This is a genomic window from Agrococcus phoenicis (genome assembly GCF_047302415.1).
Taxonomy (GTDB): Bacteria; Actinomycetota; Actinomycetes; order Actinomycetales; family Microbacteriaceae; genus Agrococcus.
Window position 1 is genome coordinate 2,646,515 of record NZ_CP154854.1, and the last position, 25,855, is coordinate 2,672,369.

The window sequence follows — 25,855 nt, forward strand, 5'->3', positions numbered from 1 at the left end:
CTTCGCGATGGCTGAGAATCGGGAGCCTCCGAAGCGGTGAGCGCCTGCGGTGCGGGCTCAGTCGCGCAGCGCCGCGAGCATGCGCGCGGCCGCGCGCACCCGCACCGGCCGGCATCCCGCGGCCGTCAGCCTCGCCACGATCGCCGGCTCGCGCCGCGCCAGGATCACGCCCCGCTTCACGAGGAACGCAGGGCTCTTGCGGTGCTCGCGCAGGTCGCGCGCGAAGCGCAGCCCCATGGTCACCCAGCGCGAGCGCTGCACGCACAGCGCGTCGGCGAGGATGCCTCGACGCTTGGCCTCGGCCACCACCTCGGCCACGAAGATCCCCTCGGCGACGAAGCGCTTCGCGCCGTCGAGCGTCACCTCGTGCGCGCCGACGGTCTGGCTGCGCGAGAGGTCGTAGACCGGCGCGGTCGTGCGGCCGGTGCGCGCGAGCTCCTCGAGCGCGGCGAGCGCCCGGTCGCGATGCCAGGAGCCCGGGTGATCCCAGTCGGCCTCACCCGATTCGAGGCGGGGGAGCGCAGGATCGTCGCCCTCGCGGTAGTAGTCGTCGAGCCGCAGGATCGGCAGGCCGCTGAGCGCGGCGATGCGCGACTTGCCGGAGCCCGACGCGCCGCCGATGAGCACGACGCGCGCGAGGGGCTGGTCGGTCGCAGGCATGCCCTCAATCCTGCCCGATGCCGCGCGGTGGTCGACGCCGCCGGCGGCGGCCTCCTGCGCGCCCTCGCGCCGAGCGGTCGACGCCTACGCGCCTCCGTCGAGGAAGCGCTCGAGCAGCTCGGTCACGATCGCCGGCTGCTCCGAGTGCACCCAGTGGCCCGCGCCGCGCACCGTCACGCGGCGCACGTTCGGGAACCGCGCCTCCATCGCCTCGCGGAACTCGTCGCGCACGTAGCCCGATTCGGCCCCGCCGATCCAGAGCACCGGCCCCTCGTACACGGCTTCCGCCTCCGGGAATCCGCGCAGCACCGCCAGGTCTCGGCGCAGCACCTCGAGGTTCGGCATCCAGCGCCAGGCGGGGCCGCCCTCGCCCTGCTCGGCGCTCGTGGTGCGGCGCAGGCTCTGCAGCAGGAACCCGCGGATGCCCGGATCCGGCACCGCAGGCTCGAGCGCCGCGCTCGCCTCACCGCGCGACGCGATCGTCGCCAGGTCGATCGCGAGCATCGCGTCGATGAAGCCGCGGAACTCGTCGGCCGAGCGGTACTCGACCGGCGAGACGTCCACGACGACGAGCCGCGCGACCTTCTCGGGGTGGCGCAGCGCAGCCAGCATCGCCGCCTTGCCGCCCATCGAGTGGCCCACGAGCGTCGCTGGCTCGTCGATGACCCCGGCCACCGCATCCGCCATCTGCTCGTAGTCGAGCCGCTCCGTCCACGGCGACTGCCCGTGGTTCGGCATGTCGACGAGGGTCACGCGGTGGCGGTCGGCGAGCGCCTTGCCGATCGCCGTCCAGTTCTTACCCTGCCCGAAGAGGCCGTGGCAGAAGACGACGGGCGAGCCCTGCTCGCCCAGGTGCGTGGTGTGCAGGGTGCCGCTCGTCATGCGACCACGCTAGCGGCGGCGGAGCCGCGGGCCGGGAGCGCGGGCCTGGAGCGAGGGGCGGGGCGCAGCCCCCGCGAGCGGTCCGCAGCACTGCCGGGCGCGCTCGCCGTTCAGCGCCGCGTCAGTCGCCAGCCGCCATGATCGAGCCATGCGCGTGCTGCTGGTCGATGACGAGGTGCGCCTCGCCGAGGGCGTGCGGCGCGGGCTGCAGGCGGAGGGCATGACGGTGGACGTCGCCCACGACGGCGTCGACGGGCTCTGGCGGGCGCGCGAGTTCCGCTACGACATCGTGCTGCTCGACGTCATGATGCCCGGCATGAGCGGCTACCGCGTCTGCCAGACCATGCGCGCGGAGGGCGACTGGACCCCGGTGCTCTTCCTCACCGCGAAGGACGGCGAGTGGGATGAGGTCGAGGGGCTCGACACGGGCGGCGACGACTGGCTGACGAAGCCGTTCTCGTTCCCGGTGCTCGTCGCGCGCATCCGGGCGCTCGCCCGTCGCGGCGCCCGCGAGCGACCGACGGTGCTGGAGGCGGGCGATCTGCGGCTCGACCCGGCGGCGCGCACCGTGCACCGCGGCGAGCGGGAGGTCGAGCTCACCGCGCGCGAGCTCGCGGTGCTCGAGCTGCTGCTGCGCCGGCGCGGCGAGGTGGTGACGAAGCGCGAGCTGCTGGACGACGTGTGGAGCGACGAGTTCGAGGGCGATCCCAACATCGTCGAGGTCTACGTCGGCAGGATCCGGCGCAAGGTCGACCGGCCGTTCGGGCGCGACGCGCTGCAGACCGTGCGGGGCGCCGGCTACCGGCTGGCGGCCGACGGTGGCTGAGCCCGCCGCTCGGCGGCACCCCGCCGACGAGCGCGGTGCGCGGCGGGGCGCTTCCATCCGGCTCCGGATCCTGGTCGCGGCGCTCGCGGTCGTCGCCGCGGCGCTCGGCCTCGGCGCTGTCGGGGTCGTCTGGTCGCTCGATCGACTGCTGACCGCCTCGGTCGGCGAGCAGCTCACCGACGAGCTCGCGGCGCTCGCGGAGGGCGTCGACGCCGGCACCATCCAGACCGCCGCGCTCGTGCAGCGCGACGACGACGTGCTGGTGGCGCTGCGCACGGCGACGGGCGTGGTCGTCAACGCCGACGCCGCGGCCCAGCTGCCGGTGCCGCCAGGGCTCGACCCGATCGAGGCGCGCCTCGACGACGGGCGCTTCGTGGTGGTCGCGGAGCGCGTCGACGAGGGCACCATCGTGGTCGCCCGCTCGACGTCGGCCATCGATGACGCCGTGCGGCTCGCCACCTGGCTGCTGCTGGTGGCGGTGCCGCTCGCGATCGTGCTGGTGGGCACGGTGGTGTGGATCGTGGTCGGGCGCGCGCTCGACCCCGTCGACCGGATGCGGGGGGAGGCCGACGCGATCGACGCGACCGCGCTCGACCGCAGACTGCCCGACAGCGGCCGCGGCGACGAGATCGACCGACTGGCGGCGACCATGAACCGGATGCTCGGGAGGGTCGAGGCGGGCGCGCGAGCGCGCCGCCGCTTCGTCGCCGACGCCTCGCACGAGCTGCGCTCGCCGCTCGCCTCGATGCGGCAGTTCGCCGAGCTCTCGCGAGCGCACCCTGGCGCGACCGCGCCCGGCGAGCTCGCCGACGTGGTGCTCGCCGAGGGCGAGCGCATGCACGGGATCGTCGAGGGGCTGCTGCTCCTCGCCCGGCTCGACGAGCACGAGGCAGGCCAGCGCCGCCCGGTCGACCTCGACGACCTCGCGCTGACCGAGGTCGAGCGAGTGCGCGCGCTCGGGCGTCGCATCGACGGCGCTGCGCTCCGCAGCGCCCCGGTGGTGGGGGATGCGCGGCTCCTCGGCCGCGCGCTGCGCAACCTCGTCGACAACGCGCGGCGGCACGCGCGGGATCGCGTCTCGATCGGCTCGGTCGTGCGCGCGGGGCGCAGCATGGTGTGGGTCGACGACGACGGCGCCGGCGTGCCGGAGGGCGAGCGCGAGCGCGTGTTCGAGCGCTTCGTGCGCCTCGACGAGTCGCGGGCGCGCGACGACGGCGGCTCGGGGCTCGGGCTCGCGATCGTGCGCGAGGTCGCCCGAGCGCACGGCGGCGACGCCTGGATCACGACCTCGCCCGCAGGCGGCGCGCGATTCGTGCTCGAGCTGCCGGTCGACGCCGACCGCGCCTGAAGCGCCGTTCAGCATCGTTCAGAGTCGCGTCAGCCCCCGCGAGCGAGAGTGGAGCCATGAACGAGCAGACCCCCCGCGAACCGCAGCAGCCCGGCGACGCCGGCGACGCCCCGACGAACCACCGCACCGACGACCCCTCCGACGACCCGATGCCGCGCGATCCCGCTTCGACGACCGACGCATCCGCCGAGTCCACGGCCGTCATCGACGGCACGCCCGCCGAGGCGCCCGCCGCCAAGCGCAGCCGCGGCATCCTGAAGCCGGTGCTGATCGGCTCGGCCGCCGCGCTCACCGTGCTCGCGGTCGCCGGCGTCGGCCTGGCGATCGCCGAGGCGGTCGAGGACGGCGACGAGCGCGAGCCGCAGGCCACCGCAGCGGCTCCCGACGCGACGGAGCCCGGCTCCTCGGCCCCCGGCGCCGCGACCGCACCGGATCCCTCGGCCTCCTCCGAGCCCGGCGACGACAGCGCTGCCGCGAGCGCCGCGCCCGCCGGCGCCCCGACCGGCGACGAGGCAGACCTGATCGCCGCGATCGACGCGGCCATCCTCGCCGCCGACGGCGGTCGGGCGACCGGCATCGAGGTCGAGCAGAGCGGCTGGAAGGTCGACGTGCGGCTCGACGACGGCAGCGAGCTCGACGTGCTCGTGCCCCTCTCTGGCGAGGCGCTCGTGCGCGAGGACGACGACGACCGCTCGAACGACCTGCCCCTCGATCCCGCGCGCATCGGCGACGTCAGTGCCGCAGCGATCGCCGCGGCCGGCGGTGGCGAGGTGCGCTCGATCGAGACAGACGACGACCAGGTGCGCTACGAGGTCGAGATCCTGCTGGGCGGCGAGGAGGTCGACGTCGAGCTCGCCGAGGATCTCGCGGTGCTCAGCGTCGACCGCTGATCCCGTGGACCACTGATCCCACCCGCGACCGACCGCCGCGCAGCCGAGAGGCAGCGCGGCGGTTCGTCGTCCCACCCTTGCCCGTGCGGCTGAGGGCGAGCATGCTCGGTCGTGCCGGCGCCGGATCCCCGCGCGGCCGGCCTCGACGAGGAGGCAAGGATGCGACTGATCGCGCACGAGTTCATGACCCTCGACGGCGTCATGCAAGGCCCCGGAGGCGCCGAGGAGGACACCAGCGGCGGCTTCCGATACGGAGGATGGGTCGCTCCGGCCTTCGACGAGACGGTCGGCGCGGTGGTGAGCGGCTGGTTCGAGCGCACCGACGCGCTGCTCTTCGGGCGCTCGACCTACCGGATGATGGCCGATCACTGGCCGCTCGTGACCGACCCCGCCGATCCGGTCGCGCAGCGCCTGAACACGGCGCCCAAGCATGTCGTCTCGACCACCATGGGGGAGGCCGATGCGACGTGGGCGGGCACTCGGGCGATCATCGCCGATGACGTGCCCGAGCGCATCCGCGCCCTGAAGGCCTCGGGCGAGGGCGAGCTGCAGGTGCACGGCTCATGGCAGCTGCTGCAGACGCTGCTGGACGAGCAGCTGCTCGACGAGCTGCGGCTCATCGTGTTCCCGACCGTCGTCGGCGCGGGCAAGCGGCTCTTCCACGACGTGGCGCGGCCGTCGGGGTTCGAGGTGACGGATGCGCGGGTCGCGGGCAGCGGCGCGGTGGCGATGACGCTGACCCCGGCCCCGTTCCGCACGGCGACCTTCGTCGTGATCGACGGCAAGGAGGTGCAGGTCGACGAGTAGGGAGGCGCTCGCCGCTCAGGCGGCTGGTGCGGGCGATTCGAGGGCCGCCGCGGCGCTGCGCCTGCGCGCGCGGGCGATGGCGACCATCGCGGCGGCGCCGAGCAGCACCGTGGCTGCGACGATCGCGCACATGACGGCGACGCCGACGTAGCCGTCGGTGTGCGTCGACGGGTCGAGGAACGGGTAGGGGTACCACCAGTCACGACCGCGAGACTGGTCGAGCGTGAACGGCCCGCGCAGCAGCGTGTACGCGAGCCAGACGACCGGGAAGATCGCGACGATCCAGAGGTCGGAGAAGCGCACCTGCCGCTTGCCCGAGCTCAGCACCCAGTCGATCAGCATCCACAGCGGCGCGACGAGGTGCAGGATCTCGTTCGACCAGCCGAGCGTGGAGCCCTGCGGCAGCTCGATCCCGCGCAGCAGCGTGTTGTAGACGACGCCGGTGACGATCATGTACGTCGTCGCGCACAGCAGCAGCACGTCGAAGCGCCGGCCGATGCGCGGTCGGCCGAGCTGCGCGGCGACGAGCACGCCGAGCACGACCATGGCGAGCAGGTTCGACTCGATGGTGAAGAAGCTGAAGAAGTTCAGCACGTCCAGCGGGATGGACTCGTCGCCCCTCGCCGTCCAGACGCCGATGCTCGTGATGAGCTGGCCGACGACCGCAGCGAGGATGGCGAGCGCCATCACCGCCCGCCCGACGAGCAGGAAGCGACGCAGCGGCGAGGCCTTCGTCGGGGTGGTCGACATGCGGGCTCCTGGTGCTCGTGGTGGGCGATCGAGGGGGCCCGACCCGTCACGGCGATCGTAGCCGGGGGCCGAGCCTCACCGCCATCGCGGCGGAGCGAGGCGCCCGTCAGGCCTCGGTCACCTCGCCTGCGGAGGCGCGGTCGAGCTGCGAGCGAACAGCAGGGGCGCTGGCTCTTCGACGGTCGTCGTGGCGACGGAACCGGGGTCGTCGAGCAAGCGGCGAACGGCGATCTCGCCCATCTCCCGAAGCGGGAGGCGCACGGTCGTGAGGGAGGGCACCACGTGCTCCGCGATCCACGGGTCATGCACGCCTGCGACCGAGAGGTCTTGGGGGATCTGGAGGCCGTGCTCGTGGGCGGCGCCGAGGATGCCGATGGCGATCATGGCGTTGCCCGCGATCAGTGCCGTGGGTCGATCCTCGCCACCTCTCCAGCGACGGACGAGGGCGGCGAGACCTGCGCGACCGGCTTCTGCCGACCAGTCGCCGTGCACGAGGTCGTCGTCGAGCAGAGCCAGCCCAGCATCGTCGAGCGCGCCGCGCATCCCCTCCTCCCGGAGCCGATTCGTCGTCGAGTCCCGGGGGCCCGACACCAGCCCGATCCGCGTGTGCCCGAGCGTCAACAGGTGCTCAACGAGGCGCCGTGTCGCACCTGCCTCGTCGAGGACGACGTGCGCGACCGGCCGCTCATCCGCGCTCGCGGGGGCGTTGACCACCACGGTCGGCACGGATCGTGCGATGTCGGCGATGCGACGATCGAACTCGCCGTGGCCGCCCTGGACGATGAGGCCATCGACACGACGACCGCTGACGAGGATCGTGTACGCGGCCTCATCGCGCACCAGCTCGTCGATGTCTCCCAGCACCAGGAAGCATCCTCTGGCGGCGGCCTCGACCCGCGCACCGTGCATGAGCTCGAGGTAGATCGGGCTGGAGAGGTCGTGCACGACGAGCCCGACGAGACCGGTGCGACTGGCCCTGAGCCCTCGCGCCGCGACGTTCGGGACGTAGCCGAGCCTCGCCGCTGCGTCGATGATGCGTCGCTTGGTGCCTGCTGCAGCACGCACGCGCTCATCACCGTTCAGCACCCGCGAGACCAGCGCAGGCGACACCCCTGCTGCTGCCGCGACGTCGGCCAGGCGCGCTGGGGGCGCGGGGCTGCGCTCGTCGGGCGGATGCACACGTCCACTATGCCTGGTGCGCCGGCTCCACCTCATGCTGCTGCCCTGCGATCGCACGTGCGCGCGTCTCGGGCAGCAGCAGCATGCCGATCGCCGCGAGCACCATCAGCACGACGCAGTACAGCGCGACGAGCCACGAGTCCCCGCCGGCAGCCGAGGTCAGGCTGGCAGCGACGAACGGCAGCGTGCCGCCCACGAGCGCGCCGGTGATCTCGCGGCTGAAGGTCACGCCCGTGTAGCGATGGCGCACGTCGAACAGCTCCGACATGAATCCCGACTGCGCGGCCAGCATCGCGTCGTTGCACAGGGTGAAGATCAGCACGAGTGCGATCCACACGAGGATGGGTGTCCCCGTGTCGAGCAGGAAGAAGAACGGGAAGATCAGCACTGCAGCCCCGATCGCGCCAGCCAGGAACACGGGTCGCCGTCCCAGGCGGTCGCTGATCCAGCCTGCTGTCGGGATCGTGATGAGCTTCAGGAGGTTGCCGATGAGGATGCCGGTCAGTCCGATCCACGCCGGCGCTCCGACGGTCGAGGCCAGGTAGGTGAGGGCGTAGACCGAGGGCAGGTAGCTCGCGACGTTCGGCCCGATGCTCGCGAGCATCGCGAGGGGCACTCGGCGACCCGACGAGCGGAAGAGCTCGCCGAGGGCGACGCGAGGCACGTCGCGCGTTGCCTTCGACGCTGTGAACTCGGGGCTCTCCTGGAGGCGGAGGCGGATCAGGATGCCCGCGACGCAGACGGCGACGCTGAGGAGGAAAGCGATGCGCCAACCCCACGCGAGGAACTGCTCCTGCGGGAGCGCCGTGCTGAGCAGCGTGAGCACTCCCGTCGCGAGCAGCGCGCCGACGGCATTGCCCGCGCCGGGGATGGAGGCGTTGAGCCCGCGCGATGCGGACGAGGAGTGCTCGGCCGCCAGCAGGGTGGCGCCGGCGTACTCGCCCCCCGCGCCGAACCCTTGCAGCACGCGCAGCACGATCAGCAGCACGGGAGCGGCGACGCCGATGGTCGCGTAGTCCGGCACCAGGCCGATGAGCGTGGACGAGATGCCCATGAGCAACAGCGTCAGGAAGAGCATCTGCCGGCGCCCGTACCGGTCGCCGAGGGTGCCGATGATGATGCCGCCCACGGGTCGCGCGAAGAAGCCGACCGCGAAGGTGGCGAACGACGCGAGGGTGGCCGTGAGCGCATCCTGCGAGGGGAAGAAGACGGCGGGGAAGACGAGCGCGCTCGCGGTGGCGTAGAGCGAGAAGTCGTACCACTCGAGGGCAGTGCCGACGGTGGCGCCCACCGTGGCCTTGTGGATGCGGATCATGGGTTCATCCCTTCAGCGCGAGGCGAACCGAGATGGTGACCGGGGTCGCGCCCCCGCGGTCCGAGGCGGAGCCTGCAAGGCGCAGGAACCCGCCGAAGTGCGTCACGCGGACGTACCCATCGCGCTCCACGCGCAGCGTCGAGCCCTCCTCATGCCAGCGGATGCCGTCCGGGCTCAGCTGCACGCGGAGGTCGAGCACGGTACCCGGAGCCGGGTCGTGGAGGCTGACGAAGAAGATGGCCTCATCGGCCCAGCCGCACTCGAAGGGATGCGTCTGGACGTCGGACTCGAAGCGCTGGCGCAGCTCGACGACGGAGCTCGCGAACGACCTCACGCGACCGGCTCCGTCTCGACCGACACGACGACGGAGTCGACGTAGAGCGAGACGCGGCGATCGGTGTCCGCTTCGACGAAGAGCACGGGGTTCAGCAGTCCCTCGATGTCGGCGTAGGCCGGCGCGAGCGTCGGGCGAGCGCCCGGGGGGAAGCGATGCTCCCGCCTGCCGACGCGGAACGACTCGTAGCGTCGCGCCGCGACGTCGATCGTGAGCGCGATCGGCATCCAGTTGAGCTTGTCGTCGGACTCGTTGTAGATCATGCGCTGCGACCCCGGCTCGAACCACGCGGTCGCAGCCGTCGAGCCATCTGCGGCGCGCTCGCCGAACCACTGCGGATCGATGCCCGCCTTGTGCCAGCCGTCGACGCCATAGCTCCACTCGACATCGGTGGCCTCCGTCTCGGTGAAGTACTGCCACCGGCGGACGGGCGTGCCGTCGAGCGCGTTGACGTACCGCACGCCGGGCATCCAGCGGTGCTCCTCGTCCTGCAGGTCGATGAACATGCCGAAGGCACGCAGGTCGTCGACCCCGAGGCCCGGGCGATCCTGCTCGACCTTGTAGGCGAGGAGGGCCTCGACGCGAAGGCGGCGCACGCCGAACGGTTCGGAGAGCCGCTTGATCGCCAAGCCCATCGAGCCCGGGGCGGGGGGCGCGGTCACGGGCCCCGCTGACGCCCGGCTCGAGACCTTCAGCGAGTAGGTGCCGTGCGCCGAGCCGTGCGTGCCGCCGAACGCGAAGGTCGCCGAGCTGAGCATCGTCGGGCCCCAGTGGATGAGGTCGATGTCGGTCGAGTGCTCTCGGAAGTCGGGTGCGACGAAGTTCGGGCGGAGGTCGAGCCATCCGCAGGTCCCGGTGTCGAAGTCGTCGGCCGCGAGCACTCGCGGGAGCGGATCGGAGTAGCCGACCGGCGGGGCTGCGTGCATCATCCTCGATGTCCTTCAGTTGGAGCGTCGCATGCAATGAACAAACGATTTACCATTTGTAGCCGAGGGCTCATGAGGTGTCAAGCGGGAATGCGGCATGGCGCGCGCCCGGCACATCGAGTAAACTTGAGTCAACACCACTCAAGTTTGATCGATGGGGGAATCGATGGCACGGATGGGCGGCATGCTGCCGGATCAGGATGACCAGCGCTCGGCGCTCGAGCAGTTCGGCACCGACCTGACCGCGATCGCGCGCGCAGGCAAGCTCGACCCGGTGATCGGGCGCGACAGCGAGATCCGACGCATCAGTCAGGTGCTCTCGCGCCGCACCAAGAACAACCCGGTGCTGATCGGCGAGCCCGGCGTCGGCAAGACAGCCGTCGTCGAGGGGCTCGCCCAGCGCATCGTCGCGGGCGACGTGCCCGAGAGCCTGAAGGGCAAGCGGCTCGTCTCGCTCGACGTCAACGCCATGATCGCCGGCAGCAAGTACCGCGGCGACTTCGAGGAGCGCATGAAGAACGTGCTCGCCGAGATCGCCAAGGCCGAGGGGCAGATCGTCACGTTCATCGACGAGCTGCACATCATCATGGGCGCCGGTGCCGCGGAGGGCAGCCAGGGCGCGTCGAACATGCTGAAGCCCATGCTGGCTCGCGGCGAGCTGCGGCTCATCGGGGCGACGACGCTGGACGAGTACCGCGAGTTCATCGAGAAGGACGCGGCCATGGAGCGCCGCTTCCAGCAGGTCTACGTCGGCGAGCCGAGCGTCGAGGACACCGTGGCGATCCTGCGCGGGCTCAAGGAGCGCTACGAGGCCCACCACAAGGTGACGATCGCCGACAGCGCGCTCGTCGCCGCCGCGTCGCTCTCCAACCGCTACATCACCGCCCGCCAGCTGCCCGACAAGGCGATCGACCTCATCGACGAGGCCGCGAGCCGCCTGCGTATGGAGATCGACTCGGCCCCCACCGAGATCGACCAGCTGCGCCGCACCGTCGACCGCATGGAGATCGAGCGACTCGCGCTCAAGCGCGAGCGCGATGAGGCCTCGAAGGAGCGCCTGGCCGCCCTCGAGGCGAGCCTCGAGCAGCAGCGCTCGCAGCTCACCGAGCTCGACGCTCGCTGGCAGACCGAGCGCGCGAGCCTCAACCGCATCGGCTCGCTCCGCGAATCGCTCGACGAGCTGCGCAACCGCGCTGAGCGTGCGCAGCGCGACGGCGACCTCGAGCGGGCGAGCCGCCTGCTCTACGGCGAGATCCCGCAGATCGAGCGCCAGGTCGCAGAGGCCGAGGCGAGCGCCGCCGAGGCGGGCGCCCGGATGGTCGGCGATCAGGTCTCGAGCGACGACATCGCGTCGGTCGTCGCCGCCTGGACGGGCATCCCCGTCGGCCGGCTCATGCAGGGCGAGACGCAGAAGCTGCTCGCGCTGGAGGACGCGCTCGCCCACCGCGTCGTCGGCCAGCGCCAGGCGGTCTCCGCGGTCGCCGACGCCGTGCGACGCTCTCGCGCGGGCGTCTCGAACCCCGACCAGCCCACCGGCTCGTTCCTCTTCCTCGGCCCCACCGGCGTCGGCAAGACCGAGCTCGCGAAGGCGCTCGCCGAGCTGCTCTTCGACGAGGAGAAGGCGCTCGTGCGCATCGACATGTCGGAGTACGGCGAGAAGCACTCCGTCGCGCGCCTCGTCGGCGCCCCTCCCGGCTACATCGGCTACGAGCAGGGCGGGCAGCTGACCGAGGCCGTGCGGCGCCGCCCCTACTCGGTCGTGCTCATGGACGAGGTCGAGAAGGCGCATCCCGAGGTCTTCGACCTGCTGCTGCAGGTGCTCGACGACGGGCGCCTCACCGACGGCCAGGGCCGCACGGTCGACTTCCGCAACACCATCCTCATCCTGACCTCCAACCTCGGCTCGGCGTTCCTCACCGACCCGACGGTGCCGCAGGCGCAGGCCCACGAGCAGGTCATGGGTGCCGTGCGCGCGGCGTTCAAGCCGGAGTTCGTGAACCGGCTCGACGACATCGTCATCTTCGACGCGCTGAGCGCCGAGGAGCTCGGCTCGATCGTCGACATCCAGGTGGGCGGCCTCGACCGCCGCCTGGCGGAGCGGCGCCTCACGGTCGAGGTGACCGATGCGGCGCGGCAGTGGCTGAGCGAGCGCGGCTACGACCCGATGTACGGCGCGCGGCCGCTGCGCAGGCTCATGCAGCGCGAGATCGACGACAGGCTCGCCCGGGCGCTGCTGGCGGGCGAGGTGCGCGACGGCGACACCGTCGCCGTCGACGTCGCGCCCGACGGCACCGGGCTGTGGGTGGGGCCGGCAGGGGCCGAGCGCCCCGCGCAGTGGTCGTTCGATCCCGCCGGAGACGAGAAGATGGAGGGATGATCGAGATCCTGAGCCCCGCCGAGGTCGCCCGCGGCCGGAAGACCGGCGCGCTCGTCGGTGACATCCTGCACGCCCTGAAGGGCCGGGTGGCGGCGGGCACGAACCTGCTCGAGATCGACCGCTGGGCCAAGGCGATGATCGAGGAGGCCGGCGCGCGATCGTGCTACGTCGACTACGCGCCGTCCTTCGGCGACGGCCCCTTCGGCCACTACATCTGCACGGGCGTCAACGATGCGGTGCTGCACGCCAAGCCGCGCGACCAGAGGCTCGCCGCCGGCGACCTGCTCACGCTCGACCTCGCGGTGCTGCTCGACGGCGTGGCCGCCGATGCGGCCATCAGCTTCGTCGTCGGCGGCGCCGGCGACGCCGAGAGCCGCGACCTCATCGCGATCACCGAGCGCGCCCTCGCAGCGGGCATCGCAGCAGCGGTGCCCGGCGGTCGCACCGGCGACATCTCGCACGCGATCGGCACGGTGCTCAGCGACGCCGGCTACGCGATCAACACCGACTTCGGCGGCCACGGCATCGGCACCACCATGCATCAGGATCCGCACATCCCCAACGACGGCCGGCCCGGCCGCGGGGTGCCGCTGCGCACCGGCATGCTGCTCGCGATCGAGCCGTGGGTGATGGCGGACACCGACGTGCTCGTCACCGACGCCGACGGCTGGACGCTGCGGAGCGCGACCGGCAGCCGCACGGCGCACTCCGAGCACACCATCGCGATCACCGACGGCGCCGCCGAGATCCTCACGCTGCCGACGCAGCGCTAGGCGCCCCGATCGTGACCGGCGACACGCTGTCGCGCGCACCGGCGCTGCCGCCGCTCACGCCCGGCCCGCACCGCCGACGGCTCGGCGTCATCTCGATCATCGCGTGCTTCGGCGGGCTCCTGTTCGGCTACGACACCGGCGTCATCAACGGCGCGCTCCGCCCGATGAGCGCCGAGCTCGGCCTCGACGCCCTGACCGAGGGCATCGTGACGAGCTCGCTCGTGTTCGCCGCCGCGTTCGGCGCCCTCGTCGGCGGTCGGCTGTCGGATGCGCTCGGTCGCCGAACGGTGCTCGTCGCCCTCGCGGTCGTCTTCTTCATCGGCACGCTCGTGGTGGTCCTCGCTCCCGGCTTCGCCGTGCTCGTCCTCGGCCGCATCCTGCTGGGGCTCGCGGTCGGCGGAGCGTCGACGGTCGTGCCGGTCTACCTGTCGGAGCTCGCGCCCTACGAGATCCGCGGATCGATCTCGGGCCGCAACGAGGTCGCGATCGTCACGGGGCAGCTGGCCGCCTTCACGGTGAACGCCGTGCTGGGCGTCGCGCTCGGCCACCTCGACGGCGTCTGGCGCATCATGTTCGCCGTCTGCGCGCTACCGGCGATCGCCCTCTTCGTCGGGATGCTGCGCATGCCCGAGTCGCCGCGCTGGCTCGCCGAGCGCGGCAGGCGCGACGAGGCGCTCGCGGTGCTCCGCTCGGTGCGCGCCGACGATCGCGCGGTCGCCGAGCTCGGCGAGGTCGAGCTGGTGGCCGCTGCGCAGCGCGAGGCCCCGGGCGTGCGCACCGGGCTGCGGGCGGTGCTGCGCAGCCGCTGGCTCGCGCGCATCCTGCTGGTCGGCATCGGCGTGGGCGTGGCGCAGCAGCTCACCGGCATCAACGCGATCATGTACTACGGCAGCTCTGTGCTCGTCGAGGCCGGCTTCGAGCAGTCGGCGGCCCTGATCGCCAACATCGCGCCGGGCGTCATCGCCGTGGTCGGCGGCCTGGTCGCGCTGCGCCTCATGGATCGGCTCGATCGGCGCACGACGCTGCTCACCGGCTTCTCGCTGACCACCGCCTGCCACCTGCTGATCGGCGGCGCCTCGATGCTGCTCGCGCCCGGCGACCCGCTGCGCCCGTGGGTGATCCTCGTGCTCGTCGTCGCGTTCGTGGGCTCCATGCAGACGTTCCTCAACGTCGCGACGTGGGTCTACCTCTCCGAGGTCTTCCCGCTGCACATGCGCGGCGTCGGCATCGGTGTCGCGGTCTTCGCGCACTGGATCGCGAACGGCACGATCGCCCTCGGCTTCCCCTCGTTGGTCGCGGGGGTGGGCATCACGGGCAGCTTCTTCCTCTTCGCCGGCGTCGGTGCGCTCGCGCTCGCGTTCATCGCGACGCAGGTGCCGGAGACCCGGGGCCGCACGCTCGAGTCGCTCGAGGCCGACATCGCCAGCGGCGCGGTCTTCTCGCGCCACCGCCGGGCCGCTACCAGCCCTCCCCGCCCTGGCTCATGACCGCGTTCGGGGAGTTCGACTGGTGCACGGCCGCGAGCGAGGGACCGTCGTCGACCAGGTGCCGATAGCCGAGCCACCCGAGCACGATGCCCACCGGCACCAGCGCGATGAGCACGATGGCCAGCACCAGCTCGCCGGTCGAGCCCGCCGTGCCCATGAAGAAGGTCGCCACCGGGTCGAGCGTCGTGTCGCGCACGGCGCGCGCGGTCGGCAGCACGCGCGAGCCGAGCCCGATGAGGCCTGCGGCCACCGCGGCGATGCCCGCGACGAGCATCGCGATGCCGACGACCGAGCGGCGCGCGCTCGGCCGCTCGCTCGCGCGCTCGACGACCATCCGCGCCGCCTCCGGTGCCGTGCGCTGCTGGAGCGGCTCGCGCTCGCTCACCGGCCGGTCGTCGGTGGGTGCCATCGCGAGCCCCTTCGTCCGTCATGCGGGGGGCGGGTCAGCGACGGTCGCTGCATGACCCCCTGGTGTGGCTCAGGCTATCCGGGGCCGCCGTCTCCGGCCAGGGCGCAGTCCACAGGCGGCGGCCTCACCGCACGAGCGTCAGTGGAACGGGCACTTCGCCTGGGGCTGCGCCGAGGACGAAGGGGCGGATGCGCTGCGCACGCGGCCGCCGGAGGCCGGCTTCGTGGGGAGCCGGCGGCGGTTCACGTCGAGGCCCTCGGCGAGGATCCGCACCCTCGGGTCGCTGAGCGCCGCGACCGCCGCAGCGAGCCCGGCGATCGCGAGCTTCTCGCCCGGGCAGCGATGACCGGTGGCGGGGTGGCCCCCGCCGTGCGGGATGAACTCGGGGATCGACTCCCAGTCGTCGCGGCCCACGAAGCGCTCGGGATCGAACTCGCGCGGGCGCTCCCACGCCGCCTGATCGTGGTTCGTGCCCTGGATGTCGAGGAACACGCGGTGGCCCGCGGGCAGCCGCTCGCCGTCGAGCTCGACCTCGGTCAGCGTCTCGGCGGGCAGCATCGGCACGAAGGGGGCGGTGCGCCGCAGCTCCTGCGCGAAGGCGACCGCGAGCGGGCCCTCCGTCAGGCGGCCGCGCTCCGCCGCCTCCGCTGCGATCCGGGCCCGCCACTCGGGGCGCTCGTGCAGCGCCTTCGCGGCGAAGGCGACGAAGCGGGCGACGGCGATCATCGGGCGCAGCACGTTCTGCAGCTCGACGCCGGCGAGCTTCGGCTCCAGCAGCTCGCCGTCGGGGCGGCGGTGCCAGGCCCAGGCGTGCAGCGCAGAGCCCTCCGCGGCCTCGACGGTGCCGGCGCGCACCGCTTCGATCAACTCCCTCGCGTGCCGATCGCACCAGTGGCGGTTGAGCACGGCGAGCGCGAACTCCGGGGAGTAGGGCACGCCGAAGCCGTCGACGATCTGCGCCTCCCTCGCCGCCCAGCGCGTCTTCGCCGCCGCGGTGCCCGGCAGGCCCGCCCAGCGCATGACCGCGCGACCGAGGGCGCCCACCGCCGCGTCGTAGGCCGAGCGCTCACCGCCGGCTGCCCACGCCTCCACCTCGCTCCGCCACTCCCGCTCGAGGTGCGGCAGCAGCCGCTCGACCTGCTCGTCCTCGTACGCCACGTCCAGGAACGTCGCCTTGCGGTGTTTGTGCTCGGCCCCGTCGAGCGAGTGCACCGAGCCGTGCCCGAACAGCGTCTCCTGCACGAACGCCGGCATCGCGCCGTGCCGGCGCATCCGACCCCCGTCGTAGAAGAGCTCGACGCCCTCGCGGCCGCGCACCAGCAGCCCGTCGTCGAGCAGCAGGCGCATGGGGATGGCGCGCGCCGTGGCGCTGCGGGCGCGTCGCCAGACCGAGCGGGTGAAGTCGTAGCCGCGCAGCACGAAGGGGATCGTGTCATCGGCGGAGCGGGCGTGCGTCATGGAGGTCGTCCTTCCGTCGCCCTCGACGCTAACGAGATCGCCTGACCGCACCCCGTATGTCCCCCATCCTGCCGATGTCAGACCCCACCTGCTACGATGGAGGCACTGCGCGAGCAGGGCATCGCTGCCAGCTCGCCAGATGGGCATCAGCCCAGCGTCGTTGAACGCTCCTCTCTCCATCCGAGATCCTCGGGTGTCGATGAACCTTCCACGGCGAACGATCGCGGCCACCGCCGCGCTCGCCGAACTGCGTCGACGCATCCACCCCTCTCTGGCCCCGTACGGGCCCGACCGCACGAGTGTGCGGACCAGGATGCGCGCGCACGCTCACAGAAAGAGCAACCTTGACCGACATCACCACCCCCGAGGTCACCACGACCTTCGCCGAGCTCGGCGTGCCCGCCAAGCTGGTCGCCGCGCTGAGCGCCGCTGGCCGCGAGCGCCCGTTCCCGATCCAGGCCGACACGCTGCCGGACACCCTCGCGGGCCGCGACGTGCTGGGCCGCGGGAAGACGGGCTCGGGCAAGACGCTCGCGTTCTCGATCCCGCTGGTCGCACGCCTCTCCGGCGACCTCGCCGGCGGCGGCCGCCGCAAGGGCCTGCCGCTCGGTCTTGTGCTCGCGCCGACGCGCGAGCTCGCCACCCAGATCGCGACCGAGATCGCACCGCTGGCCAAGGCCGCGGGCCTCACGGTCACCACCATCTTCGGCGGCGTCTCGCAGCGCCCGCAGGAGACCGCGCTCCGCAACGGCGTCGACATCGTCGTCGCGTGCCCCGGTCGCCTCGAAGACCTCATGAAGCAGGGCATCGCGTCGCTGCAGGCGATCGAGATGACCGTCATCGACGAGGCCGACCACATGGCCGACCTCGGCTTCCTCCCGGTCGTCACGAAGATCCTCGACAAGACGCCCGCCTCCGGCCAGCGCCTGCTGTTCTCGGCGACGCTCGACAACGGCGTGGACAAGCTGGTCAAGCGCTTCCTCACCAACGAGGTCATGCACTCGGTCGACGAGGCGAACTCGCCCGTCGCCGCGATGACGCACCACGTCTTCGAGGTCGCCCCCGACGACAAGAACCTGCTCGTGCGCCGCCTCGCCTCCGGCATGGGCCGTCGCATCCTCTTCACCCGCACCAAGCACCAGGCGAAGAAGCTCGCGAAGCACCTCACCGCATCCGGCATCCCCACCGTCGACCTGCACGGCAACCTGTCGCAGAACGCCCGCGACCGCAACCTGGCGCAGTTCTCCGACGGCACCGTGCGCGTGCTGGTGGCGACGGATGTCGCTGCTCGCGGCGTGCACGTGGACAACGTCGAGCTCGTCGTGCACGTCGATCCGCCCATGGAGCACAAGGCGTACCTGCACCGCTCGGGCCGCACGGCGCGCGCGGGCTCGGAGGGCGACGTGGCCACGGTCATGCTGCCCGCCCAGCGCCGCGACACGATGACGCTGCTGCGCAAGGCTGACATCAAGGTGCAGCCTCAGATCGTCACGGCCGCATCGGATGCGGTGGACGTGCTGGTCGGGCCGTACGCGCCCCACGTGGCACCCGTCCCCGGCGGCCCCGGCTCGGGCAACGAGCTGCCGCAGCAGCGCGGTGGCGGCGGCACGTCGCAGGGCGCCAACGCTCGTCGCAAGCGCGCAGCCCGCGACGGCGTCGCAGGCTCGGGCGCGCACAGCGCCGGCGGCGGCGAGGCTCGCGCCGACCGTCCCCGCAGGGATCGATCGGGTCGCCCCGAGACGAAGCAGCGCCAGCAGGCACCCGCGGCCGGCGGCCAGGGCGGTCGCGGTGGTCAGGGTGGTCGCGGAGGCCAGGGCGGCGCCCGCGCCGGCCAGCCGGCTCGCCAGGGCGGTCAGCGCCAGGGCGCGCCGCGCGGCGGCTCGTCGGTCGCGTGGTCGTCGGCCGGCGGCGGCTCGCTGCAGGACGGCCAGTCCGGCGCCCGCTCGGGCGGCGGCCAGCGCCGCGCCCCGCGTCGCGCGCAGGGCTGAGCCCTTCGAAGCACTGCACAGCGCCCCTCCGGTCCGCCGGAGGGGCGCTGTCGCTGTCTCGGGCACCTCCCGCCCCGCGTCGGCCCCTCAGAGTTGCAGCGTTCGGTCGGCTGAGCGGCAGCGGGACCACCAGTCGCTGCAACTCTGCGGGGGCGCGGGGCGCGGGGCGCGGGGCGGGTCAGCGCGGCGGCGCGGCGAGCACGGCGGCGCCGATCGCGGCGGCGTGGCCGCCGAGCTGCGCGAGCACCAGGCGGCGCGGCTGCGGCACGCCCTGCAGCGGCGCGTGCTCGGCCAGCTCGCGCTCGATGACCGGCAGCAGCAGGTCGGCGCACGCCAGCATCACGGTGCCCCCGAGCACGACGACCTCGGGATCGAACGCGGGCAGCAGCCGCCGCAGCCCCGCGGCGACGGCCCAGCCCGCGTGCGCCATCGCCGCGAGCGCCCGCTCGTCACCGGCCCTGGCAGCCTCGGCGAGGTGCGCGGCCGTCGGCACGCCGTCCTCGGCCAGCGCCAGGGCAGCCGGCACCGAGGCCGCCTCCCGCCGCAGGGCGTTGCCGCCCGCGAATGCCTCGAGGCAGCCGTGCGCGCTGCATGAGCACGGCGGCCCCGACTCCAGCACCGTGACGTGGCCGAGCTCCGCGCCGAGGCCGTTGGCCCCGATCAGGGGTCGGCCGTCGGCGACGTAGGCGCCGCCCACACCGGTGCCGAGCGCGATCAGGATCGAGGACGACGCATCCGCCGCCGCGCCCATCGCCGCCTCGCCGACGAGGTAGCCGTTGGCGTCGTTGTCGATCGTGACCGGCATGCCCAGGCGCTGCTCGAGCAACGCCCGCACCTGCGCATCGCGCACGCCCAGGTGCGCCGCCCAGATGACCGTCTCGCGGTCGCGCGTCATCCACGCCGCGATCGCGAGGCCGACGGAGGCGATGGGCGCGTGACCGGCGGCCGCGAGCTGCCCGTCGAGCTCGCGCACGGCGGCCTCGACCTCGTCGACGAGCGATGCTGGCCCGTCGATGGTGTGGGTGCGGTGGCTGCGCGCGAGCACGTCGTCCAGGGTCCACGAGGGCGGCGCGCTGCCGCGCTCGGCGAGCGCGACGCCCGCGATCTTCGTCCCGCCAACATCGAGGCCTGCGATCGTCACGGGCCAATCCTGCCGTACGCGCGCATCCGCCCCGCACCGCGCGTCGCAGCGCCTCAGCCCCGGCGATCGGTGGATGCGGCCGGTTCGACGGCGCTCGGGGCCGCGGCCTCGGTGGCCGCTACCGGCTCCGCGGGGCGGCGCACGAAGCAGGCGATGACGATCGCGAGCAGCGACGCGACCGCGCCGGCGACGAAGGCGAGGTGGATGCCCTGGCCCTGCGCCGCGACCGGGTCGAGGCCCGCGCTCGCGGCATCGGCCGCACCGACCGACATGATCGTCACGAAGACCGCGGTGCCGAGGGCTCCGGCGAACTGCTGCAGCGTGCTGGTGGTCGCGCTGCCGTGCGAGTAGAGCCGCGGCGGGAGCGAGCCGAGGGCGCTCGTCATCAGCGGCGTCATCATGAGCGCCAGGCCCGCGCTCAGCGTGACGTGCGCGAGCACGATGCCCCAGATCGGGGTCGCGTCGCTCACGAGCGCGAGCAGCAGCAGGCCGCTGCTGAGCACCACGGAGCCCGGGATGACGAGCGGGCGCGGGCCCACCCGGTCGAACAGCGCGCCGATGAACGGCGCCGCGATGCCCATGAGCAGCGCGCCCGGCAGCGTGACCAGCCCGGTGTCGAGCGGAGCGAGGCCGCGGACGTTCTGCAGGTAGAGGGGCAGCAGGATGAGGGCGCCGAAGAGCGACGCCATCGCCACGAGCAGGAGCACGATGCCGACCCAGAACGGTCGGTAGGTGAAGGTGCGCAGGTCGAGCATCGCCGCGTCGGTGCGCTGCAGCCGCAGCTGGCGCCAGACGAAGAGCGCGAGCGCGAGGGCGCCGATGGCGATCGCGACGACGGGCAGCAGGCCGCTGCCGTGGCCGCTGGCGGCCTCGCCGATGCTGCCGAGGCCGAAGAGCAGGCCGCCGAACGCCGCCGTCGAGAGCAGGACGCTGAGGATGTCGAAGCGGCCGCTGCCGGGCGCCGTGCCGCCGCGGATCAGCGCGGCGCCGACGACGAGCACGAGCACGGCGATCGGCAGGACGACGAGGAAGACGGCACGCCAGCCGGCGAGGGTGATGACGAAGCCCGACAGCGGCGGGCCGAGCGCCGGCGCGACCGAGATGACGATCGCCATGAGGCCCATCATGCGGCCGCGACGCTCGGGCGCCACCGAGCTGAGGATGGTGGTGGTGAGCAGCGGCATCATGACCGCGGTGCCGCTCGCCTGTGCGACGCGGGCGACGAGGAGGACCCAGAATGCCGGGGCGAAGGCGGCGATGCCGGTGCCGATGGTGAACAGCACGAGCGCCGCGATGAAGATCGCCCGCGCCGAGAATCGCTGGAGCAGGAAGCCGGTCATGGGGATGACGATCGCCATCGTGAGCATGAAGATCGTCGTCAGCCATTGGCCGGCCGCGGCGGTGACGCCGAAGTCCTCCATGACGGCCGGCAGGGCGACGCCCATCACCGTCTCGTTGAGGATCATGACGAACGCGCCGGCCACCAGCGTGCCGATCAGCGCTGCCACGCGCCTGCGCTGCCCGGCGTCCTCGACCTGCTCCGACTCGATGCGCTGCTCGACCGCGGTCATCGCCCTCTCCCTCTTCACTGCTGACACGAGCATCCGAACATGTCAGTCACTGACAGTATAAGCACGAAGCGCCGAACTTGTCTGCCTGCTACGGTCTCGGACATGACCCGATCACCCACGCGCGACCTCGCTCGGCGCGCCGTGCAGCAGGAGATCGCGGAGGTGGCGGAGCGGTTGTTCCTCGAGCGCGGCTACGAGGCGACGACCGTGCACGACGTCGCTGAGGCCGTCGGCATCTCGCAGCGCACGTTCTTCCGCTACTTCGCGACGAAGGACGAGGTGCTGTTCCTGCACTTCGACCGCACGGCGCAGAGCGTGCTCGAGGCGATCGACGCGCGCCCGCTCGACGAGTCGCCGTGGGAGTCGCTGCGCACCGTGATCACCGACACCATCGCGCAGAGCAGTCCGCAGGCCCAGGGCGAGTGGGCAGCCAAGGTGCAGCGCATCGCCGAGGGCGCCCCGGTGCTCACGGGGATCGTGCTGAACCGCTTCTCGAACCTCGAGCAGGCGGTCACCGAGCGGCTGCTGGCCCGGGGCCGCGCGGAGGGCGGCGTCGCCCCGGTCGAGGAGGTCGTGCGCCATCGCGCCCTGGTCGGCGCGGCCTTCGCCGGGCTGAACGCCGTCACCCGCGAGAGCGAGCCGCGCGCACTGCCGCTCGACGAGCGCCTGCGGCTGCTCGACGTGGTCTTCGCCGCGATGCGGCCCGCCGACGACTCGCCCGGCGACTGAAGCATGCGAGTGGTGAGCTGGAACCTGCAGCACGGCGTGGCGCGGGCCGACGGTCGCGTCGATGCCGACGGCCTCTCGCAGGCGATCGCGGCGCTCGACGCCGATGTGCTCGCGCTGCAGGAGGTCGACCGCGGTCAACCGCGCTCGGGCTCGCTCGACCTCACCGCGCTCGCCGCCGAGTCGATGGGCGCGACCGAGTGGCGGTTCCAGCCGACCCTCATCGGCGATCCCGCGCGGTCGTGGAGACCGGCGGACGACGCCGACCTCGATGCGACGCCGAACGCCTACGGGATCGCGCTGCTCTCACGGCACCCGGTGGTGCGCTGGCACGCGCTGCGGCTCGAGCCGGCATCCTCGTTCCGCGCACCGGTCGTCGACGTGCGCGCGCGCACCGTGCACTGGATCGACGACGAGCCGCGCGCAGCGATCGCGGCGACCATCGACGCGCCGCTCGGGCCGATCACCGTCGCGAGCGCGCACCTCACGTTCGTGCCGGGCGCCAACGCGCGGCAGCTGCGGCAGGTGCTGCCGTGGCTGCGCGCGCTGCCCGGTCCGCGCATCCTGCTCGGCGACCTCAACCTGCCGCGCGGCCTCGTGCGCGCCATCGCGGGCGCCGGCGTCACGATGCTCGCTCGCGGCGCCACCTACCCGATGCCGAGCCCGCTCGTGCAGCTCGACCACGCGCTCGGGATCCCCGACGAGGCGGCCTCGCTGCCGCCCGCCATGCAGCTCCCCGTCGAGCGGCCGGCGATCTCGGATCACCTGCCCGTGCTCGTGCAGCTCGGCGACGACGCCGCCGCCCGGGAGCGGGGAGGGCGGCGGTCGCGGTGAGGCCGCTCCCGGCCGGCCCGCGGCAGGATGGTGCGCATGAGGATCCTGGTGACCGGCTTCGAGCCCTTCGGCGGCGACCCCGAGAACGCGAGCCTGGAGGCGGTGCGACGCCTGGCCGCGGCCTGGGCCGCTGACCCGCAGCCCGGCGTCGAGCTCGCGACCGGCGTGCTGCCCGTCTCCTTCGCCGACGCCGGCCCCGCGCTCGAGGCGCTCATCGCGCAGCACGCTCCGGATGCGGTCCTGGCGGTCGGCGAGGCGGGAGGCCGCCGCGCGATCACGCCCGAGCGCTGGGGCGTGAACGAGGACCTCGCCTGGATCCCCGACAACACCGGCGGCCAGCCGCTCGGCACCGCGATCGAGCCCGACGGGCCCGAGCGGCGCGGCTCCGGCTTCGACGTCGACGCCCTGGTCTCGGCGATCCTCGCCGTCGGCCTGCCCGCTGACGTCAGCGACGACGCGGGGCGCTTCCTCTGCAACCACATCGCCTACCGGGTCGCGGGCCTGCCGGCGCCGGGCGGCTTCGTGCACGTGCCGGCGGTGCGCACGCGCGGGGCTGCCACGGTCGGAGCCGAGACCGACGCGAATGCGCCGGCGCCGGCATCCGGCGTCACGCACGACGGCAGGGGCCTCACCTTCGACGACCTCGCGCTGGCGCTGGCCGCGATGGTGCGGGCGATCGCCGAGGGGCGCGCGAGCAGGCCGTCGACGCGAGAGGCAGGGCGGGTGGATCGGGCCTCGACGGTCGTGCAGGCAGGGGCCTGGCAGGTCTACGCGGCGCTGCTCGATCCTGCGGCGCTCGAGGTGTGGCTGCCGCCCGAGGGGGCCGTCGGCCGCATCGAGTGGGGTGGCGCCGCGGTGGGCGGAGGGTTCGAGATGGAGCTGCGGTTCGAGGCGCCCGTGGATGCGAAGACGAGCGAGGACACCGATGTGTCGAGGGTGACCTTCGTCGAGCTCGTCCCGCATCGCCGGGTCGTGCAGCGCGTGGTCTTCGATTCCGACGATGAGCGCTTCGGCGGCGAGATGACGATGACGTGGATGCTCGAGCCGGTCGGTGCCGCCACCCGAGTGACCGTCGCGGCCACGGGGGTGCCGGAGGGGGTGTCGCAGGCCGACCACGAGCTGGGGCTGGGGTCGTCCTTGGCGAAGCTGGCGGCGCATCTCCGGCCGTAGGGGTCCGGGCGGTTCGGTCTCCTGGCGCGGGCCGCGCAGCGACCGGCGCGCTCCTCAGTGGTCGGGCTCGGCGGGTGAGGCGGTCTCGGCGGATGCGGCGGCGGCGGATGCAGCGGCGTCGGCTGCTGCAGCGGCGCGCTCGACCCAGCGCGGGGTCGCGCCGTAGCGCTGCGGAGGGATGAGGCGGCCCGCTGCCGAGTCGTCGGCGAGCTGCTTCGCGCGCTGCTCGCGGGTCTGCTCGCGCTTCGCGCCCAGCACCCAGCCGATCGCGGTGCGGCGGTAGCTCGCGGTCGCCGCCGCCAAGAAGGCCGTCGCAGCCGGGCTCGCGTCGACGTGGCGCTGCAGCTCGGGCGGCAGCGCCTCGGGGTTCGTCTCGTACGAGTAGACGGCCGTCCTGTCCTCCCGGCGCGCCTCGTAGGCCGCGATGCCTGCCGGGTGCATCCGCCCCGCCGCCGTCAGGCGCGCGACGTGGGCGACGTTGACGGCAGACCAGTTCGAGCCGGCCTTGCGCGGGGTCCAGCGCTGGCGTCGCGCGTCATCGTCGATCTTCTGCGAGAGCGAGTCGATCCAGCCGAAGCAGAGCGCCTCGGGCACCGCCTCGGCCCAGGTGAGACCGCGAGGCGAGACGTGCTTGGCGTTGAGGCCCATCCAGAGCTCCGTCGCCGTCTCGTGGTGCGCCTCGAGCCAGGCGCGGAACGCTGCCGCGTCGCGGAAGAACACCGCTGGCCGCTCGTCGCTGCCGCCCGGCGTGCGGATCTGCTGCTGCATGCCGTCAGCATGCCAGCAGCCGCCCACGCCGCGCCCGAGGGGGTTCAGCCGCCACCCGTCTCGCCGCCGGCGATCTCGGCGAGCGCAGCCAGGTGCCCCTCGAGCGCTGCCTTGCCGCTCGGCGTGAGCGACACCCAGGTGAGGCGCCGCGCATCCGCGCGCTGCGGTGACGGCTCCTTGCGCACCGAGGCGAGCCCCGCATCCGCCAGCACCCTGAGGTTCTTCGACAGGTTGGCGTCGGCGATGCCGAGGGTGTCGCGCACGACCGCGAACTCGAGCTCGTCGACCCGACGCAGCAGGCCGGCGATGCGCAGCCGCACGGGGGAGTGGATGACCTCGCTGAACGCCGGCGCGACCTTCCTGCTCATGCGCGAGCGCTGGCGTTCTGCCCCAGCTCGCTGCGCAGCCGCGCGTCGTAGGCGCGTCCCAGGACGAAGGTGAGCGCGCCCGCGACGACGGCCGGGATGAGCGACCACCACGGCGAGACCTCGGTGAACTTGATCACGAGGCTGCTCAGCATGCAGATGACCATGATCGCGATCATGGCGCCCATGATCCGGCGGGTGCGCGGCCCGGCGGGCTGGCTCGTCGCCACCCCGTAGGTGCGCTGGTAGGCGATCACCACCAGCACGAGGCTGACGACGGCGATCGCCAGCACCACCATCGAGGCGGGGCCCGGGATGGCGGTGGAGACCACGAAGGTCGCGACGAAGAGCGCCAGCACCGGGTGGTACCAGGGCGGCGTGACGACGCGCTCGGCGAGGGCGGCGCCGTCGTCGTCGAGCCCTCGCAGGGTCGCGCGCGCCTCGTCCGGGGTGGGGGTGCCTGCGCGGTGGTCGTTTTCCATGTCGACAAGTCTATGGATGACATGCGCGATCGGCAAGTCACATCGCCGCGCCCGTCCTCGCGCACTGCAGGTCAACCTGTGAGCGAGCCCGTTGACTTCCCCGGCGTGAGGGCCACAATGGGGTACAACCGGGCGGCGACGACAGTCGCAGCCCCACGTCGAGCGGAGGCACCATGACTGACAGCGACGCGAAGCCGTCGAACGACCCGGAGGTCGACACCGCCAACCCGGACGGCCCCGCCTCGGGCGAGAACGAGCCGTGGGCCGGCGATGTGGTCCCGGAGGACAAGCCGGGCGCAGCGACGGGCGACGTGCGCCCCGAGGAGCGCGAGCTCTGATCGCTTGACCCAGGATCGACGTGGCCCCGGCGGAATACCGCCGGGGCTTCG

The 25,855-nt window shown here is 73.1% G+C and carries 26 protein-coding genes; 12 read left to right on the plus strand and 14 right to left on the minus strand.

Annotated features, from left to right (window positions below):
* Positions 1 to 57: 57 nt before the first annotated feature.
* On the minus strand, positions 58 to 660 hold the full coding sequence (locus AA0Z99_RS12735) for an ATP-binding protein (RefSeq protein WP_413317929.1): 603 nt from the start codon (positions 658 to 660) through the stop codon (positions 58 to 60).
* 84 nt (positions 661 to 744) lie between these two features.
* Positions 745 to 1,542 carry an alpha/beta fold hydrolase gene (locus tag AA0Z99_RS12740; protein WP_413317931.1) on the minus strand — a complete coding sequence of 266 codons (798 nt, stop codon included), beginning with the start codon at positions 1,540 to 1,542 and terminating at the stop codon, positions 745 to 747.
* Positions 1,543 to 1,690: 148 nt separating this feature from the next.
* Here AA0Z99_RS12740 and AA0Z99_RS12745 point away from each other — a divergent pair, with 148 nt between their 5' ends.
* From AA0Z99_RS12745 to AA0Z99_RS12760, 4 genes are all read left to right on the plus strand, one after another.
* A complete protein-coding gene (locus tag AA0Z99_RS12745; protein ID WP_413317933.1) occupies positions 1,691 to 2,368 on the plus strand; it encodes a response regulator transcription factor in 678 nt (225 codons plus the stop codon).
* Complete coding sequence (locus AA0Z99_RS12750) at positions 2,361 to 3,716, plus strand: sensor histidine kinase (RefSeq protein ID WP_413317935.1); 1,356 nt, start codon at positions 2,361 to 2,363, stop codon at positions 3,714 to 3,716. The genes AA0Z99_RS12745 and AA0Z99_RS12750 overlap by 8 nt, the downstream gene beginning before the upstream one ends.
* 56 nt (positions 3,717 to 3,772) lie before the next feature.
* Complete coding sequence (locus AA0Z99_RS12755) at positions 3,773 to 4,606, plus strand: hypothetical protein (protein ID WP_413317937.1); 834 nt, start codon at positions 3,773 to 3,775, stop codon at positions 4,604 to 4,606.
* Between the two features lie 159 nt (positions 4,607 to 4,765).
* Positions 4,766 to 5,413, plus strand: a complete 648-nt coding sequence (locus tag AA0Z99_RS12760; protein ID WP_413317939.1) for a dihydrofolate reductase family protein — start codon at positions 4,766 to 4,768, stop codon at positions 5,411 to 5,413.
* Positions 5,414 to 5,428: 15 nt separating this feature from the next.
* Here AA0Z99_RS12760 and AA0Z99_RS12765 read toward each other — a convergent pair whose 3' ends face one another.
* The 5 genes from AA0Z99_RS12765 to AA0Z99_RS12785 form a co-directional block, all read right to left on the minus strand.
* Positions 5,429 to 6,163 (minus strand): Pr6Pr family membrane protein, encoded by a 735-nt coding sequence (locus tag AA0Z99_RS12765; RefSeq protein WP_413317941.1) that lies wholly within the window; start codon positions 6,161 to 6,163, stop codon positions 5,429 to 5,431.
* A 117-nt stretch (positions 6,164 to 6,280) separates the two neighbouring features.
* Entirely contained in the window at positions 6,281 to 7,378 is a 1,098-nt protein-coding gene (locus AA0Z99_RS12770) for a LacI family DNA-binding transcriptional regulator (RefSeq protein ID WP_413317943.1), read from the minus strand.
* Positions 7,350 to 8,657, minus strand: coding sequence for an MFS transporter (locus tag AA0Z99_RS12775; RefSeq protein ID WP_413317945.1), 1,308 nt, complete (start codon positions 8,655 to 8,657; stop codon positions 7,350 to 7,352). Before AA0Z99_RS12775 ends, AA0Z99_RS12770 begins: the two co-directional genes overlap by 29 nt.
* Before the next feature lie 4 nt (positions 8,658 to 8,661).
* Positions 8,662 to 8,991 (minus strand): hypothetical protein, encoded by a 330-nt coding sequence (locus AA0Z99_RS12780; protein ID WP_413317947.1) that lies wholly within the window; start codon positions 8,989 to 8,991, stop codon positions 8,662 to 8,664.
* Positions 8,988 to 9,920 (minus strand): DUF6772 family protein, encoded by a 933-nt coding sequence (locus AA0Z99_RS12785; protein WP_413317949.1) that lies wholly within the window; start codon positions 9,918 to 9,920, stop codon positions 8,988 to 8,990. Before AA0Z99_RS12785 ends, AA0Z99_RS12780 begins: the two co-directional genes overlap by 4 nt.
* A gap of 163 nt (positions 9,921 to 10,083) precedes the next feature.
* Between AA0Z99_RS12785 and AA0Z99_RS12790 the strand changes: the two genes are divergently transcribed.
* The 3 genes from AA0Z99_RS12790 to AA0Z99_RS12800 are packed head-to-tail and all read left to right on the plus strand — an operon-like array spanning position 10,084 to position 14,554.
* Positions 10,084 to 12,294 carry an ATP-dependent Clp protease ATP-binding subunit gene (locus AA0Z99_RS12790; RefSeq protein WP_413317951.1) on the plus strand — a complete coding sequence of 737 codons (2,211 nt, stop codon included), beginning with the start codon at positions 10,084 to 10,086 and terminating at the stop codon, positions 12,292 to 12,294.
* The gene (map, locus tag AA0Z99_RS12795; protein WP_413317953.1) at positions 12,291 to 13,067 is read left to right on the plus strand and encodes a type I methionyl aminopeptidase; all 777 of its coding nucleotides are present in this window, start codon (positions 12,291 to 12,293) and stop codon (positions 13,065 to 13,067) included. The genes AA0Z99_RS12790 and map overlap by 4 nt, the downstream gene beginning before the upstream one ends.
* A gap of 11 nt (positions 13,068 to 13,078) precedes the next feature.
* Complete coding sequence (locus tag AA0Z99_RS12800; RefSeq protein ID WP_413317955.1) at positions 13,079 to 14,554, plus strand: sugar porter family MFS transporter; 1,476 nt, start codon at positions 13,079 to 13,081, stop codon at positions 14,552 to 14,554.
* Here AA0Z99_RS12800 and AA0Z99_RS12805 read toward each other — a convergent pair.
* Complete coding sequence (locus AA0Z99_RS12805) at positions 14,526 to 14,963, minus strand: hypothetical protein (RefSeq protein WP_413317957.1); 438 nt, start codon at positions 14,961 to 14,963, stop codon at positions 14,526 to 14,528. The two genes, AA0Z99_RS12800 and AA0Z99_RS12805, sit on opposite strands and share 29 nt — an antisense overlap.
* A gap of 138 nt (positions 14,964 to 15,101) precedes the next feature.
* Complete coding sequence (locus AA0Z99_RS12810) at positions 15,102 to 16,421, minus strand: cytochrome P450 (protein WP_413317959.1); 1,320 nt, start codon at positions 16,419 to 16,421, stop codon at positions 15,102 to 15,104.
* A gap of 353 nt (positions 16,422 to 16,774) precedes the next feature.
* On the opposite strand from AA0Z99_RS12810, the gene AA0Z99_RS12815 reads away from it, so the two are divergent.
* Positions 16,775 to 18,409 (plus strand): DEAD/DEAH box helicase, encoded by a 1,635-nt coding sequence (locus AA0Z99_RS12815; RefSeq protein ID WP_413320871.1) that lies wholly within the window; start codon positions 16,775 to 16,777, stop codon positions 18,407 to 18,409.
* A gap of 178 nt (positions 18,410 to 18,587) precedes the next feature.
* Here AA0Z99_RS12815 and AA0Z99_RS12820 read toward each other — a convergent pair whose 3' ends face one another.
* Positions 18,588 to 19,550, minus strand: coding sequence for an ROK family protein (locus AA0Z99_RS12820; protein ID WP_413317961.1), 963 nt, complete (start codon positions 19,548 to 19,550; stop codon positions 18,588 to 18,590).
* 53 nt (positions 19,551 to 19,603) lie between these two features.
* Positions 19,604 to 21,121 carry an MDR family MFS transporter gene (locus AA0Z99_RS12825; RefSeq protein ID WP_413317963.1) on the minus strand — a complete coding sequence of 506 codons (1,518 nt, stop codon included), beginning with the start codon at positions 21,119 to 21,121 and terminating at the stop codon, positions 19,604 to 19,606.
* A gap of 102 nt (positions 21,122 to 21,223) precedes the next feature.
* On the opposite strand from AA0Z99_RS12825, the gene AA0Z99_RS12830 reads away from it, so the two are divergent.
* Genes AA0Z99_RS12830 through AA0Z99_RS12840 form a run of 3 tightly spaced genes read left to right on the plus strand, consistent with a single transcriptional unit; the run spans position 21,224 to position 23,851 of the window.
* Complete coding sequence (locus AA0Z99_RS12830; protein WP_413317965.1) at positions 21,224 to 21,850, plus strand: TetR/AcrR family transcriptional regulator; 627 nt, start codon at positions 21,224 to 21,226, stop codon at positions 21,848 to 21,850.
* Positions 21,851 to 21,862: 12 nt separating this feature from the next.
* The gene (locus AA0Z99_RS12835; protein WP_413317967.1) at positions 21,863 to 22,681 is read left to right on the plus strand and encodes an endonuclease/exonuclease/phosphatase family protein; all 819 of its coding nucleotides are present in this window, start codon (positions 21,863 to 21,865) and stop codon (positions 22,679 to 22,681) included.
* A 36-nt stretch (positions 22,682 to 22,717) separates the two neighbouring features.
* Positions 22,718 to 23,851, plus strand: a complete 1,134-nt coding sequence (locus AA0Z99_RS12840; protein ID WP_413317969.1) for an SRPBCC domain-containing protein — start codon at positions 22,718 to 22,720, stop codon at positions 23,849 to 23,851.
* Positions 23,852 to 23,905: 54 nt separating this feature from the next.
* On the opposite strand, the gene AA0Z99_RS12845 is transcribed toward AA0Z99_RS12840, so the two are convergent.
* From AA0Z99_RS12845 to AA0Z99_RS12855, 3 genes are read right to left on the minus strand one after another with little or no spacing between them, the layout of a single operon-like run.
* Complete coding sequence (locus tag AA0Z99_RS12845; protein WP_413317971.1) at positions 23,906 to 24,619, minus strand: YdeI/OmpD-associated family protein; 714 nt, start codon at positions 24,617 to 24,619, stop codon at positions 23,906 to 23,908.
* Positions 24,620 to 24,663: 44 nt separating this feature from the next.
* The gene (locus AA0Z99_RS12850; protein WP_413317973.1) at positions 24,664 to 24,987 is read right to left on the minus strand and encodes a transcriptional regulator; all 324 of its coding nucleotides are present in this window, start codon (positions 24,985 to 24,987) and stop codon (positions 24,664 to 24,666) included.
* The gene (locus tag AA0Z99_RS12855; protein ID WP_413317975.1) at positions 24,984 to 25,466 is read right to left on the minus strand and encodes a hypothetical protein; all 483 of its coding nucleotides are present in this window, start codon (positions 25,464 to 25,466) and stop codon (positions 24,984 to 24,986) included. Before AA0Z99_RS12855 ends, AA0Z99_RS12850 begins: the two co-directional genes overlap by 4 nt.
* 173 nt (positions 25,467 to 25,639) lie before the next feature.
* Here AA0Z99_RS12855 and AA0Z99_RS12860 point away from each other — a divergent pair, with 173 nt between their 5' ends.
* Positions 25,640 to 25,804, plus strand: coding sequence for a hypothetical protein (locus tag AA0Z99_RS12860; protein ID WP_413317977.1), 165 nt, complete (start codon positions 25,640 to 25,642; stop codon positions 25,802 to 25,804).
* Positions 25,805 to 25,855: the final 51 nt, after the last annotated feature.